Genomic DNA, 16,418 nt, shown 5'->3' with positions numbered 1-16,418 from the left:
GGACGGTTGCAGAGAAAGATGAGATCTCTCTGAGAGAAGTCCTCATGAAACGCTGAGAGTTGATGAAAAGCGCAGGTGGGGTGGGGTGCCGGAGCACTTGGACCAGTGAGCGGACGGAAAGCTATCACCGGGTGATCGGCCGCGCGGTGGGCCCCGGTCCGGGGCCGGGGCCGCCGATCGGACCCGGGGCCGCCATGGGATCATTCGGTCAATGATCATGGATGGGACGCCGCCGGAACGGTGGGCGGCGTGAGGAGTCGGGTGTGAGCGTGGGTGGTGGGCAGGGCGGTTCGTCCCTGTCCGACGAGGAGTGGGAGCGGTTCCTCAGGGAATCGGTGGACGGGGTGCGGGGAGCGCCCGAGGAGCCGTCGGCGCGGGCCCGGGAGGTGACGCGCAGGCTGCGCGAGAACCCCGCCCGGCCGGAGCCGTGGCGCACGTACTCACCGGCCCGGCCGAAGTCACGGAAGGGCTGGTACGTGGCCGGGCTGCTGGCCTCGGTCGCCCTGCTCGTCGTCGCGCTGCTGCCGGGGCGGGTGACCGGCCTGTTCGGTGACGGCGGTGGCGGCGGGGGCGGCGGGGCCGGGCAGCCGCTCGCGGGCGAGTCGGAACGCCCCACCCAGCCGCCGCCCACGGAGTCGGCCCTGCGGCCCACGCCGAAGGACCCGTTCAGGGGGTCGCCCGCCGCGCGCTGGGCGAGCGGCACCGCCGGGATCTCCCTGCCGGCGGCCCGGGCCACCGGCTGGATGACCACGGCGCAGGTCCGGCAGGCCCTCGCCCGGACCCGGGACTTCCACGCCGCGTCCAACCTGGACCCGGGGGTGTTGCGCGGCGAGCGCCCCCGCCGGGCCATCGCGCTGATCAACCCGCGTCAGCAGGACACCCGGGAGTTCCTGGCGGCCGCGTTCCGCGCGCCGGACGAGGAGAACGACCCGCTGATGCTCTTCAGCCGGTTCGACACGGAACGCGTCCGGCTCATCGGGGACGACGTCAGGACCCGGGGCCGCATCACATACCGGGAGGGTCCGCTCGGCGCCCTCCGGGTGACGGCCGATGTCACCTATGTGTACGCGGTGGCGCCGGCGCGCGGCGGTGACGAGGTCGCGCGCACGATCGTGCGCCGCGAGACGGTGCTGAACTGGGACAACCCCGCGAAGGTGCATACCGAGCCGGGGACGTTCTCGCTCGTCTCGTACACGGTCGACGTGGCCAACGGCGGCTGCGGGGCGGCAGCGGAAGCAGCCACGGGTACGGGCAGGGGGGCAGGCACGGGGACGGGCGACGGCGCGGGCCTGCTCGCCCCGGAGTTCGGCTCCGGGCAGTCGGCGGGGGCGGGGACCGGCCCCGCAGTCGACCCGTACGACCGCAGCACGTCGATGCCCGAGCGGATGCGCACGGGGGCGGGCGGCGACGGGTGCGGAACCGCCACCCGGACCTGAGGCAGCCCCGCAGGCCCGGCGGGGGCATGGCGGGGCCCGCCGGAAATGCGTTCCGGCTGGTCGGCGGGCCCCTCTACTGTGCTCCTGTGCCAACTCAAGTGATCGTTCTGAACGGCGGGTCCAGCTCGGGCAAGTCCGGGATCGTCCGGTGTCTCCAGGCCGTCCTGCCGGACCCCTGGCTCTCTCTCGGTATCGATGTGCTGGTCGACGCGCTGCCCCCGGCCCTGGAGTCCTCGGGCGAGGGCATCGGGTTCACGGCGGACGGCGGGGTGGACATCGGGCCGGAGTTCCGGCGGTTGGAAGCGGCGTGGATGGCAGGGGTCGCGGCCATGGCGCGGTCCGGTGCGCGGGTCGTCGTCGACGACGTGTTCCTCGGTGGTGCCGCGTCCCAGCAGCGGTGGCGGCAGGCCCTCGACGGGCTGGACGTCCTCTGGGTCGGGGTCCGCTGCGAGAGCGCCGTCGCCGCCGGGCGGGAGATCGCCCGGGGGGACCGGGCCCGGGGGATGGCCGCGTCGCAGGCGGACCTGGCCCACGAGGGCGTCGGCTACGACCTGGAGGTCGACACCACGCGTACCGAATCCCTCGCGTGCGCGCGGCTCATCGCCGCCCGGGTCGGGTGAACACCGACGCCCGGTGGTTGTCGTCCGTGGTCCCCGTCCGTGGTCGCCGTCAGTGGTTGATGACGTCCCCGAGGTTGGCCCCCGCGCGGACGGCGCCGAAGTGGCGGGCGTCGAAGGCGGACGCGCCCTTGCCCGTGATCCCGGAACCGGTGCCCCTGAGGACCCAGAGCCCGCCCTCGCCCCGGTTCTCGCCACGGGCCCCGACGATCAGCTCGGCCCTGCGGTCGCCGTCGGTGTCGGCCAGCTTCACCGCCGTACCGAACGTGTCCCAGCGCTCCGCCGCGCCCGGCACCCCGGCCGTGTCCTGGCTGAAGAGCTTCGCCCCGGCGCCCGTCGGGCCGTTCCTGGTGCCGCGCAGGGTGACGACCGTACCGGCGCCGAGCCTCTTCCCGTCCGTACCGATGGTCTCCAGGGGGACGCCGAGCGCGACATCCCCGTAGCCGTCCCCGTCGATGTCGCCGATGGTGACGCCCGTGCCGAACTGGTCGGGGCCGTACGGGACGCCGGTGCCCTCCGCGCTGCCGGGGACTCCCGGGCTGTCCTGGTTGAACACGCGGACCCGGGTGCCCACCGGGCCCGAGGCCGAGCCCGGCACATAGGTGATCATGCCGCCGGCGGCCTGGGCGGGGTCGCTCGCCCAGCCGTCGTGGGGGCGGCCGACGACCAGGTCCTCGTAACCGTCCTTGTTGATGTCGCCGATGTCGAGGTTGCTGCCCTGGAGGCGGGTACTCGGGCCGTGTGTGATCGCCTTCGCGGGGGCCGGCCCCACGGCGGTGCCCTTCCAGTGGACCGTGTGGAAGGAGTCGTCGTCGGGGTACGCGTGCCGGGTGGCCGCGAGGTCGGCCCGCCCGTCGCCCGTGATGTCGCCCGCCGCCAGGTCGGTGATCCTGTTCTCGCCGTCGTCGCGGAGGGTGTCCGAGCCGCCGAGGGGCCGCCCGGACCGGTCGAACGGCCCGGAGAGGACCTGCAGATGCCGCCCGTTCTCCGTGGTGACCACGTCGGCGGCCCCGTCGCCGTCGATGTCGCCGGCCACGGTGTGACGACCGATCTCCGCGTCCGTGCCGGAGCCCGTCAGCAGGGTCGCCGCCCCCTGGAGTCCGCCCCTGCCGCCCCAGATCACCGACAGGGTGCCGACGCCGCTGCCCGCCGCCGCCGTACCGGTGTCCTCGCCGTGCGCGCCCACGATCAGATCGCTGTACCCGTCGCGGTCGAGGTCGGCCGTGGTCAGGGAGCCGCCGAAGAAGTCGTCCGCCTCGGCGCCGCCGGGCACCCCCGGGGTCTCCTGGTGGAGGAGCTGCTTCCGCGCCTTCGCCGGGCCGGACTCCGCGCCGTACAGCACGGTCACGAACCCGGCCCCGGTGCGTCCCCGCACCGTCCCGTACGACGCGGCGACGACGACGTCGCGCAGGCCGTCGCCGTTGAAGTCCTCGATCGGTACGGCCTTCTTCCGGGGGGCCGGTTCCTGCGGTACGGGGCCGGCGGCGGCCACCGGCGCGGCGAGGGCGCAGACGAGCGAGGAGACGACGGTGGCCGCGGCCACCAGCGCCGGTCTCCGGAGCGTGCTGCGTGAGGTCATGGTGGAGCCCCCTGGATCGTCGTCGGGAGCGTGGCGCGTTCTCGCCGTGCCACGCCCCTGCTTGACGGCCGGGGAACACGAATGGTTGCGCTTCCCGGCCGGGTCCGGTCCGGTGTCCCGTACACCGTTCACGGACCGGGGACAGGAACCCCCGGGAGACAGGTGCCGGGCCGGCCGCCGGGCGTCTGCCGGGCGGCCGGGCAGGGCTCCGACCGGCCGGGCAGGCTCCGGGCGATCGGCCGAGCAGGGCTCCCGGGCGGTCGGCCTCACCCGTCCGCGGGAAAGCGCTCTTCCAGCGTCGCGTCCATCAGCGCGCGGACGTCCTCCCGTTCCATACCCGCCTCGCGCGCCCCGTCCATCCAGGCCGCGAGCCCCGCCGCCAGCCGGTCGTTGTCCTGCGCCGGAAGCCGGCTGAGGGACTGGCTGACGAAGGTGCCGACGCCGGGGCGCGGCTCGACCAGTCCCTCGCGTTCCAGTTCGCGATAGGCCTTCAGGGTGGTGTTGGGGTTCACCCGGGTCGTCGCGGCCACCTGCGCGGCGGTGGGCAGCCGGTCGCCCTCCACCAGGATGCCGAGCCGCAGGGCCTGCTTCACCTGCTGCACGATCTGGAGATAGGTGGCGACGCCGCTGCGCCGGTCGATCCGGAACTCGACCACGGAAACCGCCCCACTGTGCGCTTGCACCGATTACAACGACTTGCGGCGCGTCCACCACACCGCGAAGCCGGCCAGGACGGCCGACACCGTCAGCAGTATCGCCGCCAGGGTCCACTGCATACCGCCCAGCTGCTCGTAGTCGAGGTATTCGACGACCTCGCTGACGAGCCCCTTCTCCCTCATGCACGCCACGGACGCCTGCTCGGTGGACAACACGCAGCTGCCCCAGCCGTGGAGTTCGCCGTCCGCGGAGACGGCCCACCGGTCGAACCAGGCGGCGCCCTCCGGAAGCTGCGGCTGCTCGCCGCCCAGAGGGTACGTCAGCGACCGGGGCGTCGCCACCATCCGCTGGATGTGCCCCACCAGCAGCAGGTCCCAGACGCCGTAGACGAGGAAGGTCACGCCCATGGCGGCGACCGCACGGCGCAGCACGGCCCCGGCCGCGATACCGAAAGTGGTCAGGAAGAGGGTCAGGGCGACAGGCATGGGACCGGTGACCATGAACGCTCCGCTCACCCACCAGTCCCCGCCGGAGTGAACGGCGTGGGCCGGGCGCCACAGCCAGGTGAAGGCCGTCGTGATGGCGGTGGTGCAGACCGCCACGGTCAGCAGGGGCAGGGCCAGCATGCTGATGGCCACCCGGGTCCGCCCGACGGACTGGGTGGTGATCAGCCGGAGGGTGCCCTGTTCCTCCTCCCTCGCGAGCAGCGGGGCGCCGATGAAGACGCCGACCGCCAGAGGCAGGAACTGGACGAACAGGAATCCGTTGTCGAGTACGGAGTTGTCCGCCTGGGGAAGCCGGCCGATCTGTCCGGCCTCCAGCCGCGCGAGGGCGTCCAGGAGGCCGGGCCGTTCGACGGCGCAGTAGAGGGCGAACGCGGCCGCCGCGCCGAGCAGGATCAGCAGCGCGGTGCGGTTGCACCGCCACACCACCCAGGTGACGCCCCGCAGCGGGCCGCGGCGGCCGATGCCCGGGGTGTCGGTGGAAGGGCTCGACGCGGGAGTGGTCGTCGTGGCGCTCATGCGGCGTGGTCCTTCCGGAAGCCGGTGGCGGTGGTGGTCGTGCCCGCCGGGGCGGTGGTCGCGGTGGTCGCGGTGGTGACGGCGGTGTCGGGCGTGATCAACGAGGGGGCCCCGGGTGAGCGCAGATAGCCGAGCAGCACCTCTTCGAGGGTGGGTTCCGCGCTGTTGTACTGGTCGCCGGGGTCGGCCCCGGCCCGGATCAGGGCGGTGAACTGGCGCCCGGTGACCCGGGAGTCGATCACGGTGTGGCGCTCGGCGAACCCGGGCGGCAGCACTCCGTCGCCGGCGGGCCGGGCGCCGGGGTCGGCGAGCCCGGTGACCAGCAGATGGGCGGGGAGCAGCTCGTCGGTCGCACCGGCCATCCGCAGCCGTCCCCCGGCGAGTACGAGCAGGTGGTCGCACATCTCCTCCAGCTCGGAGACCAGGTGCGACGACATCAGGACGGTCGTGCCGCGCTCGGCGGCCTCCGCGATGAGCAGGGCGGAGAGTTCATGGCGCGCGAGGGGGTCGAGATCGGCCATCGGCTCGTCGAGGAGGAGCAGTTCGGCCTGCTTGCCGAAGGCGAGGGCGAGCGCGACGCGGGTGCGCTGGCCGCCGGAGAGGGTTCCGACCTTCGCATCGAAGGGCACCTGCCCGGCGGCCACGATCCGTTCGGCGGCCGCCTGGTCCCAGCGCGGGTTGAGTTCGCGGCCGAGTCGCAGGGTCTCGGCCACGGTGAAGCCCTTGTACAGGGGCTTGTCCTGGTCCACCAGGGCGACCCGGTCGAGGGCGGCGGCGTCGGTGACGTCCGTACCGAAGATCCGCAGCCGGCCGGTGGACGGCCGGATCAGGCGGGCGGCGATCCGCAGGAAGGTGCTCTTGCCGGCTCCGTTGGGCCCGACGAGGGCGGTGATGGTGCCGGCCGGCAGCCGGAAGGAGCAGTCCTGGAGGGCCAGGCCGCGCAGGTACTTCTTGCCGAGGCCACGGGCCTCCAGGGCGTACGGATACGAGTCGTCGGTCATGCGTCCCCCGCTTCACTCATGCTTCCACTAGTTAGTTAGTGGAATGGTGGTGATTCTGGAGGACGGAAGCGGAAGAAGTCAAAGGGGCCCGCCGTGTCGGCGCGTCATGTCGGTGCGTCATGGCGGTGGGTCATGTCGGTGCGTCATGTCGGCGTGCCGGGGCGGCGCGTGGGGTCGGCGCGTGGGGCCGCCGTGCCCGTCGCCGGGATCGGACAGGGGGACGGGATCCCGGCGGACGAGGCCGTAGAACGCCTGGGCGGACGCCGATCAGCCGCAGCAGCCGGTCACCGCCGATCTCGTGGACGATCGTGTCGGTCGGCGGCCCGGCTTCGGACATCAGTGGCCGGGCGTCGGGTACGAGGGCTCTTCCCGTTCACGGACCGGTGGGCCCGGCGGGATGGGCGCGGACCTCGCCGGCCGCCTCCCGCCGGGACGCGGGCGCGGCGGCAGTCCCGTACGGCAAAGGCAAACGGCAACGGCAACGGCAACGGGCGGCGCACGGCCCGGTGCCGGAGCGGTCGTGCGCGGCGGCGTTCAGCCGATGGGCTCCACATGGCGGAGCTTGTCCGGGTTGCGGATGGCGTGGATCTGGGTGATGCGCCCGTCCACGATCTCGGCGCAGGTGACGGTGTCGGGCCGGCCGTCGACGGTGAACAGCAGTCCCGGGCGGCCGTTGACGAGAACCGGGTGCGCGTCGGTGCCGGGCGCCAGCTTCGCGAGTACGCCGGTGAAGAAGCGGGCGACCTTGTCCGCGCCGCGCTGCGGATGGAGGGCGGCCTGCACCTTGCCGCCGCCGTCGCTCCACGCCGTCACATCGGGGGCCAGCAGTTCCATCACCCGGTTGAGGTCGCCGCCGACGCACGCCGCCAGGAACTCGTCGGTGACCCGCCGCCGCACCTCGTCGGGGGTGTCGTAGCGCGGTCTGCGTTCCTGGACATGGGTACGGGCCCGGCGGCCGACCTGCCGTACGGACGCCTCGCTCCGCTCCAGCATCCCCGCGATCTCCGTGAACGAGAAGCCGAAGACCTCCTTGAGCACGAAGACCGCCCGCTCCAGCGGTGACAGGCTCTCCAGCACGACGAGCATCGCGAGGGAGACGGATTCGGCCAGCTCCACGTCCTCGGCCGTGTCGGGCCGGGTGACGAGGGGTTCGGGCAGCCAGGGGCCGACGTACCGCTCGCGCGTGACGGCCGCGGACGTGAGCCGGTTGAGGGCGAGATTGGTGACCGTCCGGGCGAGGTAGCCCGCCGGGTTCTCCACGCGGGTGGACACCTGGCTGCACCGCAGCCAGGTGTCCTGCACCAGATCCTCGGCGTCGGCGACGCTGCCGAGCATGCGGTAGGCGATGCCGAACAGCATGCGCCGGTTCTGTTCAAAGGTGGCGGTGTCGATCACGCCCGTGACGGTACTGCACACGCGTCCGAGAAGCCCTGGCTGGTGAGGCCGAAGGCGCTGTTGAGACGCGAGCGGTAGTTCTCCAGCGCGACCATGGCGGTCAGCTCGACGAAGGCGGCCTCGCCGAGCCGTGTCAGCAGGTCACGGGCGAGTTCGTCGGTGACGGCGGGCTCGGTCTCGGTCATGGCCTCGGCGTACTCCATGACGAGCAGTTCCAGCGCGGTGAAGGAGGTCCGGTGCTCACGCCACCGGGGGACCTTGGCGATCTTCTCCATGGGGAGGCCCAGGCCGTCGGCCTCCCAATGGCCGAAATCCATGCACCACGAGCAGTTGATCCGGGCCGCCGACGCCATGACGGCGAGCTGCTTGAGTCCCCGGTCCAGCGTGTTCCACTTGGCCACCGCGCGCTCGTGCCGCACATAGGCGCGCAGGACGCGGGCGTTGTGCCCGACGGCGAGACCGGGTTCGAGCACCTTGCCGTAGACGCGCCGGGAGTACCAGGCGCCCAGACGGTTGAGGAGGGTGTCGGGCGGGGTGAGCGGGATCCTGGCCATGGGTTGGCTCCGTCCTGTCGTACCTGTCGTACCTGTCGTTGCCGTACGGGTGTTCCGGCGGGCTTCCGCAGGTGGGACAGAACAGCCCGCCGGAGTGTGACATCCGGCGGGCGAAGGGAGCGGAGTACGGTCCGGAGGGGCCGCGCGGGCGTACGGCCGCGCGGCCCCCGGGGACGGGCGGCTACCCGCGTACGGCGGTCGCGAACACGCCCCGTACGGCCGTCCCGTCCGGGCCGGTCCACCCGGCGACCAGGCGTGCGGGAGCACTGTGCCCGTCCTGCGTACCCGTCGTGTCCCGAGGCTCCCCGGCGGAGTCCACCGGCAGCAGCACGCGGTTGATCCGTACCTCGGACCCATCCGCGGGAACGGCGCCCTCCACCACGACGGTCGGCTCCGTCCTGCCGCTCTCGCGCTGGTGCTGCGGCACCGCGACGCCGTCCAGAAGGGCCCGCAACTGGGCCGTCACCACCGGGTCGTACGTACCGTCGAAGATCCACCGGGTGCCCAGCACGCCGTGCTCGGAGGTGCCGATCAGGCCCTCGGCGGGGATGTCCGCCGACTCCGCGCCCCGGTAGCCCATCGGCACCAGGTACACCACCGGCTCGGGACCGGAGGTGTCGGTCACGACCATGATCTCGATGCCGACCTCCCCCGCCGGGTCGTCCAGGCGGAAGCCGCCGGAAGTGGCCAGCTCCGGGGTGGCGGCACCGCCCTCGTACCAGCTCTGCCGGGGGAGCCATGCGGTGAGCAGTTCCAGCTTGGTGGGCTTCATGGTGGTTGCGTGCAGGACGGCCATGCGGATGCTCCTCTGCTTCTGCGACCGGTCGCGGCTCCGGTCTCCGGAACGGGCAGGATACGGCGGCGGCAGCGACTCAAGCGACCGAAGCGACCGTCGGCGGGGGATGGGACGACGACAGCGTGGGGAGGCCGGGAGGAGGGTGCCCGTCCGAACAGCGGTCCGGGGCGCGGCGGAGGCTTACATTCCGCGCTGGTGACGCCGCTGTACGCCGTTACGGCACGCCCATGCGCGCCCCTAGGCTTTCCCCGGCGGAGCGGCCCGTCGCCCGCCGCCGCGCGCAGGAGGCCCACGTGACCGCCGCAGACCCCGTTCCCTCCCCCCGTCCGCCGCTGCACCACGCGATCCAGGGGGTGGTGGGACCCCCGTGCCCCACGGAACTCTCCGACGGCTCCCCCGGCTGGCTCGTGAGCAGACCCGGGGATGTCCGGCAGGTCCTCTCCGACGCCCGTTTCCGGCGTTCCAGCCTCTGGGAGACGGACGGCCCGGCCCTGTCCTCCGTACCGGATCTGGTGAGCAACCCGGATCTGATGTTCAACCAGGACGGCCCCGACCATCTGCGGCTGCGCCGCACCCTGCGGCGGGCCTTCACCCCGAGGGCCGTCGCCCGCTGGGAGCCCTGGATCGCCGCCATCGTGGAACAGTGCCTGGACGGGCTCGCGCGGTGCGAGCGGCCCGCCGACGCCGTGGAGCGGTACGCCCTGCCCCTGCCCGTCATGGTGATCAGCCGGCTGATGGGTCTTGACGAGTCGGTACGGGCACGGCTGCGCCACTGGGCGGAGCACGCCTTCTCCGACGGCTCCCACGACAGCGCCGAAGTGGCCTCCTCCCTGGCCGAGTTCGCGGAGGTCGGCTCCGCGCTGCTCGCGGAGCGGCGCCGGGCCCCGTCGGACGACCTGGTCAGCGGCATGGTCCGGGCGGCCGACGCGGAGGGCGGGGTGCCCGAGGCGCAGCTCGTGCAGCTGGTGTGCGGGCTGGCGATCGGCGGCCACGACTCCACCATGACCATGCTGAGCAACTGCCTGCTCTATCTGCTCGGCGAACGGCCCGACTGCTGGGAGCGGCTGGGCGCGGACGAGGGGGCGGCGGAGGTGCTCACGGACCGGCTGCTCCATCTGATCCCGCTGGGCGACGACCGGGGCAGCGCCCGGCACGCCGCCGAGGACATCGAGGTCGGCGGGGTCGTCATTCCGGCCGGTTCGGTGGTGCTCGCCGACTGTTCACTGGCCAACCGGGATCCCGACATCTTCTCCGCGCGGCCCTTCGACGACCTCTTCGCCCCGCTGGAGGCCCCGACGCTGGCGTTCGGCGCCGGTCCGCACTACTGCCTGGGCGCCTGGCTGGCCCGGCTGGAACTCCGGCTGGGCCTGCACCGGCTCGCGGCCCGCTTCCCGACGCTGCGCCTGGCGGAGCCGGCGGAGGGAGTGGAATGGCGGCTGGGCAGCAGCTCCCGCAGCCCCCGGCGGCTCATGGTGACCTGGTGAGCGGCTGACTGGAGCCCGGGGCCCGGCCCCTTCGCTTTCCTGGGCGGAGGGGCCGGGCCCCGGGCGTGCGGTGTCGGTGCGTCACCGCGTCAACGGGTGGGCTGGTCAGCTGGTCGGGAGGCCGAGATCCGCCGCGATCGAGCTGGTACGGGTGAAGACGGACTTCAGGTGCTCGGTGTCGCAGTACTTGTTCCCGGAGGTGACGACGCCGATCACCTTGCCGCCGGCGACGAGCGGGCCGCCCGAGTCGCCCCGGCAGATGCTGTTCTGCGTACCGGCGGGCGGCGTGCCGCACACCTTGCGGTCGAGGGAGTCGGTCGGTTCGGTGAAGGGGTCGCACTTCGCCAGCGGCGAGACGGTGAGCTGCGCCGACTTCAGCCGGGTGGCGTTGGTGTCGCGTGCGATCCTGCCCCAGCCCACGGCCTTCGCGGTGGTGCCGAGGGTGTAGAGGGCGGTGTCGTTCGGGCCGGCGACCGGCAGCGTGGCGTACGGCATCGACGCGGAGAGGGTCACCACGGCGGCGTCGTTGACCAGCCCCGTCCCGTCGTACTGGGGGTGGAGGGCGATCGAGCGGATGGCGCGGACCGTCCCCTTGGTGGACGACAGGTCGGTACGGCCGCCGATGACCTTCAGATTGGTGGAGGTCGCGTCGTCGACGCAGTGCGCCGCCGTGAGCACCTTGGTGGGCGCCACCAGGGTGCCGCCGCACACCTGCTGGTTGTCGGCGGTGGTGAACAGCATCGCGTATGGATGGTCGGTGACGGTGGTGTTCTGGCCGCCGTGGATGGCGGTGGCCGGGGCGGCGGTCGCCGCGAGGCCGGTCACGGCGAGCGCCGTGGTGGTGAGTACGGCAGCAGCACGCTTGGTGAACACGGGCATGGTTCCCCCTTCGATGCACGGCGCGGCCGGTACGACCGCGCGCTCCGCGCAGCAGGACGGGAAGATCGTCCGTGGCGTTCCATCTTCCGTCCACCGAGGGCCTGTTGAGATCCATTTCACTCTCCGCACGGGCGTTTCCACACGTTTTGATGCCTCCCGAGGACCCCAGGGCCTCCGTGACCTCCGCAATCTCCCTGTCGGGACCCGGTGGCCAAATTCGGTGGGCTGCGGCTGGTTTCCTCCGTAGGGTCACGCTCCGTGAAGCACCGTATGAGGATCCACCGCGTCCGGCTCGGCGCGGACGAGTACCGCGTGATACGCCCCGACCGGCCGGCCCGGGGTCTCTTCCTCCGTCCCGCGTGGGCGGCCGATCTGTACGCCGACGACGAGGGGGCGGCGCAACTCGCCGTGGCCTGGGGGCTCGCGGCTCGGTCCCCCCGGTCGCTGGTGTATCTGCCGATACGGGGGAACGCGGCGCCCGACGGGCTGCCGGTGGAGCCGGACGAGCCGGTCGCACCGCTGGATCTGGCCCTGGTGCACCACCGGTCGCAGTTCCCCGCGTCGCGGTGGAAGGCCGTACGGGCACGGCTCGGCGCCGGGGTGCCGCATACCGTGACGATCCCGGAGAGCGACTTCCAAGGGCCCGGGGCCGAACTCCACCCCCGTTACTGGACGGAGGAGTTCCGGGACCGTCTCTCCTTCGCGCGGGCGGCGGAGACGATGTTCGTGACCGGCAGTGCGGTGGCGTTCCGGGAGACCGGGGCCACGGTCCACCGGCTGACGGCCCCGCGGTACGCGGATCCGGGCGGCGGCGGGGAGTCCCATCGCTGTGTCGAACTCGACGCCGGTTCCCGGCATCGGCGTGGCGCCCGGGGGGACATCCCCGATCTGCTGCACATCCAGTACTGCGGCGACTGGCGGGCCACCGCGTAGGAGCCCGGCACCTCTCCCGGGCGGGTGGTGGGCGCGGCCGGTGCCGGGTTCAGAGGACACCGCGCAGGTCGATCAGTGGGCGGCCCGTTCCCGGGGCGGGTACGAGCTGGTCGCGGTAGCGGCCCTCGGCGAGCAGTTCGCACAGGTACATGCCGGGGAAGTCGAGCGTCGTCGCCCGGTCCGCGAGGGTGATCCGGGCGCGGCAGGAGGTGTCCCCATCGCGGAGGAGCAGGTCGCACCACTCGGGCCGGGGCGCTTCGAGCCCGGTGACGGTGATGCGCTCCTCGGCGAGGGCCACGGTCCAGGCCGCGAGGTCGTCCAGCAGCCAGGCGAGATGGAGCCAGGCCGGCGCGTCGGCGGCCGGTCGCCAGTCGGGCGGGCGGCGGCCCTCCGGAGCGGCGGAAGCGGGCGGGCCGCCCGCCTGGTAGACCGGCGGCCGGGCCGGGCCGGGCAGTTCGGCGAACGCGATCCGGCGGGTCGGGACCGTCAGTGCGGTCAGCCGGAAACGGTCGAGGCCGAGGTCGAAGACGACCTCCGCCGCGTGAGTGAGAAACGCGCTGTCCGCAGTGGCCACGGTGTCCCCCTTGTCCATCGGGCGGCCCACCCCGGGCGGACGGGACCGGGGAGCGGCCGGACGGAAGGTACGAACCTATCGCAGCGGTGGGGGCGGGCAGGGCCGATGGGTGCGCCGATAAGGCCTCCACCGGGTATCACCGCGTACGAGGTGCCGTGCCGGGGGATGCGCTCCAGGAATCTGGCCGAGTGTCTCCGGAAGTCTCCAGGAATCCCCGGGAGTCTCCGGAAATGACAAAGGGCGAGGGGGTCACCCACTCCTCGCCACTCTTAACTTATAGCGCACCGGGGGGCTTGCCACAAGGCCCCTGGCGTGACGCAGAATCGCCCATCCAAGCCGGAGACGGTGAACGCGGATACGCAGATATGCGGATATGGGTGTTGTGATGATTGATGTGATCGTTGCCGGTGCCGGGCCGACCGGGTTGATGCTGGCCGGCGAGTTGCGGCTGCACGGTGTGCGCGTGGTCGTCCTGGAGAAGGAGGCGGTGCCCGCCGGGCAGTCCCGCGCACTGGGCCTGCACGCGCGCAGCGTCGAGGTCCTGGACCAGCGCGGGCTGCTGGAGCCGTTCCTCGCGATCGGGCAGCGGTTCGCGGTCGGCGGTTTCTTCGCCGGCATCGACAAACCGTGGCCGGAGCGGCTGAACACCGCGCACTCCTATGTCCTCGGCATCCCGCAGGCGGTCACGGAGCGGCTGCTGGCCGAGCACGCCATCGAGGCCGGCGCGGAGATCCGGCGCGGCAACGAACTGGTCGGGGTGAGCCAGGACGAGGACGGGGTGACGGTCGGGCTGGCCGACGGCACGCGGCTGCGCTCGCGCTGGCTCGTCGGCTGCGACGGCGGCCGCAGCACGGTGCGCAAGCTGCTCGGCGTCGGCTTCCCGGGTGAGCCCACCCGGGTCGAGACCCTGCTGGCGGAGGTGGAGGTGGCCGTGGCGCCACAGGAGCTGGCCGCCGTGGTGGCCGAGGTCCGCAGGACGCACAAGCGGTTCGGGACCATGCCCCTCGGGGACGGGGTGTACCGCCTCATCGTGCCCGCCGACGGGGTGGCCGAGGACCGTACGGTCCCGCCGACGCTGGAGCAGGTCAAGGAGCGGACGCGGGCGATCGCGGGCACCGACTTCGGCGTGCACTCGCCGCGCTGGCTCTCCCGGTTCGGCGACGCCACGCGGCTGGCCGAGCGCTACCGGGTCGGCCGGGTACTGCTGGCGGGCGACGCGGCGCACATCCACCCGCCGACCGGCGGGCAGGGCCTCAACCTGGGCCTCCAGGACGCGTTCAACCTCGGCTGGAAACTGGCGGCCGAGATCAACGGCTGGGCACCGGACGGGCTGCTGGACAGCTACCACGGCGAGCGCCACCCGGTGGCCGCCGACGTGCTGGACAACACCCGTGCGCAGACCCAGCTGCTGGAGGCGGAGCCGGGGCCCCGGGCGGTGCGGCGGCTGCTGGCGGAACTGATGGACTTCGAGGAGGTGAACCGGTATCTGATCGAGAAGATCAGCGCGATCTCGGTCCGCTACGACATCGGCGAGGGCGAGGGGCCGGGGCAAGGGCAGGGGCAGGGGCAGGAACTGCTCGGGCGGCGGATGCGGGATCTGAAGCTGGAGCGGGGCCGCCTCTACGAACTGACGCACGGCGGCCGCGGCCTGCTGCTCGACCGGACCGGCCGGCTGTCGGTGGCGGGCTGGGAGGACCGCGTGGACCACGTCTTCGACGCCGCCGGGGAACTGGACGTGCCCGCGGCGCTGCTGCGTCCGGACGGCCACGTGGTGTGGGTCGGCGACGACCAGCGGGAACTGCTCGGCCGGCTGCCCAAGTGGTTCGGCGCCGCCGCCCGCTGAGCCTCCCCTCGTTCCCGAGGGCCGCCCGGACGGCCGCCGCGTTCCGTGAGGGATCATGCAGCCATGGCTCTCATGGAAACACTGGCTCGTGCGGAAGCGGACCTCGCGGCGGGTCGGATACCCCTGGCGCGGCAGCGGCTGCGCGGTCTGGTGTCCTCCTTCCCCGAGGACCTGGCGCTCCGGCGGCGCCTGGGCGAGGTCTACCGGCTGTACGGCGAGCCCGCCGAAGCCGGGCGGTGGATGTATCTGGAGGAGGACCGGGACCCGGCGGAGACCGCCGCGTTCGAGAAACGGTACTCAGCGCCGCTCCGGCGGATGCGGGCCCTGGCCTGGAACGCGCCCGAATCCCTCGCCGGTACCGCGTTCGCGGCCCGGCAGCTGACCGGCGTACGCGAAGCCGCCTCGGAACACACCGGGCGGCCGGTCGACTGGGCCACGATTCCCTTCGAACGGGACGGCGACGGCGGCGGCGAACCGGAGGACGATGGGGGCCCGGCCATCGGTCTGCCGGCCGGCGTCGGCATCGTGCTGATGCTGCTCGGGTTCTTCGCGGTCTGGGTGTTCGGGCTCGTCAGCTTCGTGCGCTGGCTCTGGCGGTGAGCGGTGAGCGGTGAGCGGTGGCCGCCGGCGTCACGGTTCCAGCCGGGCGAGCGCCCCTGTAGCCATGGTGACGTAGACCGCGCCGTCCGTTCCCACGGTGAGGCCGTGGGGTCCGGCGTCAGGGTCCGGCAGCTCGTACTCCTCGATGTGTCCGTCGGGGGTGATGGATCCGACCCGGCCGGTCGCCCACGCGGTGTACCAGCAGACCCCACGGTCCGGGTCGGCGATGATCGCGTGCGGGCGGCAGCCGCGATCCGGCAGGGAGAACTCCCGGACCGCGCCGTCGGTGTCCATCCGGCCGATCCGGCCGGCGGTGATCTCGGTGAACCACAGCGCGCCGTCCGGGCCCCGGGTGATGCCGACCGGGCCCGCGCCGGTGGCGGGCAGTGGATGGACGGTGATCCCGCCGTCGGTGTCGACGCGGCCCAGCGCGTCCGCGTGGTGGAGCGTGCACCAGAGCGCGTCGTCGGGTCCGGTGGTGATGGCGGAGGGAAAGGCCCCGCTCACGGGCAGCGGGATCTCGGTGACCGTGCCGTCGGTGCCGATCCTGCCGATCCGGTCGGCGTTCAGCTGGGTGAACCACAGTGCCCCGTCGGGGCCGGACACCATCCCGTACGGTCCGCTGTCGGGCGTCGGGAGGCTGACGGAGGACGCCGTGCCGTCGACGGTGATCCGTCCGATGCTGTGGTCCCGGTAGCGCGTGAACCACAGCGCGCCGTCGGCACCGGTGGTGATGACCGTCGGCCCGCAGCCCGGGGCCGAGAGTCCGTGGCGGTCGAGCCGGTGGGGGCCGCCGGGCGGATCTCCCGGTACGAGTCGGACGATCTCCCCGGCATCGACCAGGGTGATCCAGAGCGCGCCGTCGGGCCCGGTGGTGACGGCGTAAGGCCCCGCGCCCGGCTCGGAGACGGCGATCCGGGTCAGGAGGGAGGTGGTGGTGCGGTCGGGCATACGGAGTCCTTTCCATGGACGGACGGCTGGCATGCGGCGGATGACAGATGGCGCAGATGGCAGATGGCGCGCGTGCGCACGTACGACGGGACAGGAG

The 16,418-nt window shown here is 72.9% G+C and carries 16 protein-coding genes; 6 read left to right on the top strand and 10 right to left on the bottom strand.

Annotated elements, in window-relative coordinates; all coding sequences use genetic code 11:
- The first annotated feature begins 263 nt into the window (after positions 1–263).
- Together SYYSPA8_RS11520 and cpt are read left to right on the top strand one after the other, a co-directional pair.
- Complete coding sequence (locus SYYSPA8_RS11520; protein ID WP_323446993.1) at positions 264–1,436, top strand: hypothetical protein; 1,173 nt, start codon at positions 264–266, stop codon at positions 1,434–1,436.
- Between the two features lie 86 nt (positions 1,437–1,522).
- Positions 1,523–2,056, top strand: coding sequence for a chloramphenicol phosphotransferase CPT (gene cpt, locus SYYSPA8_RS11515; RefSeq protein ID WP_323446992.1), 534 nt, complete (start codon positions 1,523–1,525; stop codon positions 2,054–2,056).
- A gap of 49 nt (positions 2,057–2,105) precedes the next feature.
- On the opposite strand, the gene SYYSPA8_RS11510 is transcribed toward cpt, so the two are convergent.
- From SYYSPA8_RS11510 to SYYSPA8_RS11480, 7 genes are all read right to left on the bottom strand, one after another.
- Positions 2,106–3,632 carry an FG-GAP-like repeat-containing protein gene (locus SYYSPA8_RS11510; RefSeq protein WP_323446991.1) on the bottom strand — a complete coding sequence of 509 codons (1,527 nt, stop codon included), beginning with the start codon at positions 3,630–3,632 and terminating at the stop codon, positions 2,106–2,108.
- A 266-nt stretch (positions 3,633–3,898) separates the two neighbouring features.
- The gene (locus tag SYYSPA8_RS11505) at positions 3,899–4,288 is read right to left on the bottom strand and encodes a GntR family transcriptional regulator (RefSeq protein WP_323446990.1); all 390 of its coding nucleotides are present in this window, start codon (positions 4,286–4,288) and stop codon (positions 3,899–3,901) included.
- Positions 4,289–4,318: 30 nt separating this feature from the next.
- Positions 4,319–5,311 carry an ABC transporter permease gene (locus SYYSPA8_RS11500; protein WP_323446989.1) on the bottom strand — a complete coding sequence of 331 codons (993 nt, stop codon included), beginning with the start codon at positions 5,309–5,311 and terminating at the stop codon, positions 4,319–4,321.
- Entirely contained in the window at positions 5,308–6,312 is a 1,005-nt protein-coding gene (locus tag SYYSPA8_RS11495) for an ABC transporter ATP-binding protein (RefSeq protein ID WP_323446988.1), read from the bottom strand. The genes SYYSPA8_RS11500 and SYYSPA8_RS11495 overlap by 4 nt, the downstream gene beginning before the upstream one ends.
- Before the next feature lie 534 nt (positions 6,313–6,846).
- Positions 6,847–7,707 carry an RNA polymerase sigma-70 factor gene (locus SYYSPA8_RS11490; RefSeq protein ID WP_323446987.1) on the bottom strand — a complete coding sequence of 287 codons (861 nt, stop codon included), beginning with the start codon at positions 7,705–7,707 and terminating at the stop codon, positions 6,847–6,849.
- Positions 7,704–8,261: a carboxymuconolactone decarboxylase family protein gene (locus tag SYYSPA8_RS11485; protein ID WP_323446986.1), complete on the bottom strand. Its 558-nt coding sequence runs from the start codon at positions 8,259–8,261 to the stop codon at positions 7,704–7,706. Before SYYSPA8_RS11485 ends, SYYSPA8_RS11490 begins: the two co-directional genes overlap by 4 nt.
- Positions 8,262–8,442: 181 nt before the next feature.
- On the bottom strand, positions 8,443–9,057 hold the full coding sequence (locus SYYSPA8_RS11480) for a maltokinase N-terminal cap-like domain-containing protein (RefSeq protein ID WP_323446985.1): 615 nt from the start codon (positions 9,055–9,057) through the stop codon (positions 8,443–8,445).
- A 293-nt stretch (positions 9,058–9,350) separates the two neighbouring features.
- On the opposite strand from SYYSPA8_RS11480, the gene SYYSPA8_RS11475 reads away from it, so the two are divergent.
- Positions 9,351–10,541 (top strand): cytochrome P450, encoded by a 1,191-nt coding sequence (locus tag SYYSPA8_RS11475; RefSeq protein WP_323446984.1) that lies wholly within the window; start codon positions 9,351–9,353, stop codon positions 10,539–10,541.
- Between the two features lie 105 nt (positions 10,542–10,646).
- On the opposite strand, the gene SYYSPA8_RS11470 is transcribed toward SYYSPA8_RS11475, so the two are convergent.
- On the bottom strand, positions 10,647–11,420 hold the full coding sequence (locus SYYSPA8_RS11470) for a S1 family peptidase (RefSeq protein WP_323446983.1): 774 nt from the start codon (positions 11,418–11,420) through the stop codon (positions 10,647–10,649).
- A gap of 258 nt (positions 11,421–11,678) precedes the next feature.
- On the opposite strand from SYYSPA8_RS11470, the gene SYYSPA8_RS11465 reads away from it, so the two are divergent.
- Positions 11,679–12,353 (top strand): hypothetical protein, encoded by a 675-nt coding sequence (locus tag SYYSPA8_RS11465; RefSeq protein WP_323446982.1) that lies wholly within the window; start codon positions 11,679–11,681, stop codon positions 12,351–12,353.
- Positions 12,354–12,402: 49 nt separating this feature from the next.
- Here the strand turns inward: SYYSPA8_RS11465 and SYYSPA8_RS11460 are convergent, their stop codons facing one another.
- On the bottom strand, positions 12,403–12,927 hold the full coding sequence (locus SYYSPA8_RS11460) for a hypothetical protein (RefSeq protein ID WP_323446981.1): 525 nt from the start codon (positions 12,925–12,927) through the stop codon (positions 12,403–12,405).
- A gap of 385 nt (positions 12,928–13,312) precedes the next feature.
- Between SYYSPA8_RS11460 and rox the strand changes: the two genes are divergently transcribed.
- Both rox and SYYSPA8_RS11450 read left to right on the top strand, forming a co-directional pair.
- Positions 13,313–14,770: a rifampin monooxygenase gene (rox, locus tag SYYSPA8_RS11455; RefSeq protein ID WP_323446980.1), complete on the top strand. Its 1,458-nt coding sequence runs from the start codon at positions 13,313–13,315 to the stop codon at positions 14,768–14,770.
- 63 nt (positions 14,771–14,833) lie between these two features.
- A complete protein-coding gene (locus SYYSPA8_RS11450) occupies positions 14,834–15,370 on the top strand; it encodes a DUF6584 family protein (protein ID WP_323446979.1) in 537 nt (178 codons plus the stop codon).
- A gap of 30 nt (positions 15,371–15,400) precedes the next feature.
- Here SYYSPA8_RS11450 and SYYSPA8_RS11445 read toward each other — a convergent pair whose 3' ends face one another.
- Positions 15,401–16,321, bottom strand: coding sequence for a Vgb family protein (locus tag SYYSPA8_RS11445; protein ID WP_323446978.1), 921 nt, complete (start codon positions 16,319–16,321; stop codon positions 15,401–15,403).
- Positions 16,322–16,418 lie beyond the last annotated feature (97 nt).

Source organism: Streptomyces yaizuensis, assembly GCF_034961445.1.
Lineage (GTDB): Bacteria > Actinomycetota > Actinomycetes > Streptomycetales > Streptomycetaceae > Streptomyces > Streptomyces yaizuensis.
Note: the sequence above shows the minus strand (reverse complement) of the source record. Positions and strands in the feature narration are given on the sequence as shown.

Bases quoted from the DNA above. Each gene is read 5' to 3' on its own strand.
- rox (WP_323446980.1), top strand. From the start codon at position 13,313: ATGATTGATGTGATCGTTGCCGGTGCCGGGCCGACCGGGTTGATGCTG.
- SYYSPA8_RS11470 (WP_323446983.1), bottom strand. From the start codon at position 11,420: ATGCCCGTGTTCACCAAGCGTGCTGCTGCCGTACTCACCACCACGGCG.
- SYYSPA8_RS11500 (WP_323446989.1), bottom strand. From the start codon at position 5,311: ATGAGCGCCACGACGACCACTCCCGCGTCGAGCCCTTCCACCGACACC.
- SYYSPA8_RS11495 (WP_323446988.1), bottom strand. From the start codon at position 6,312: ATGACCGACGACTCGTATCCGTACGCCCTGGAGGCCCGTGGCCTCGGC.
- SYYSPA8_RS11510 (WP_323446991.1), bottom strand. From the start codon at position 3,632: ATGACCTCACGCAGCACGCTCCGGAGACCGGCGCTGGTGGCCGCGGCC.
- SYYSPA8_RS11450 (WP_323446979.1), top strand. From the start codon at position 14,834: ATGGCTCTCATGGAAACACTGGCTCGTGCGGAAGCGGACCTCGCGGCG.
- SYYSPA8_RS11480 (WP_323446985.1), bottom strand. From the start codon at position 9,057: ATGGCCGTCCTGCACGCAACCACCATGAAGCCCACCAAGCTGGAACTG.
- SYYSPA8_RS11445 (WP_323446978.1), bottom strand. From the start codon at position 16,321: ATGCCCGACCGCACCACCACCTCCCTCCTGACCCGGATCGCCGTCTCC.
- SYYSPA8_RS11485 (WP_323446986.1), bottom strand. From the start codon at position 8,261: ATGGCCAGGATCCCGCTCACCCCGCCCGACACCCTCCTCAACCGTCTG.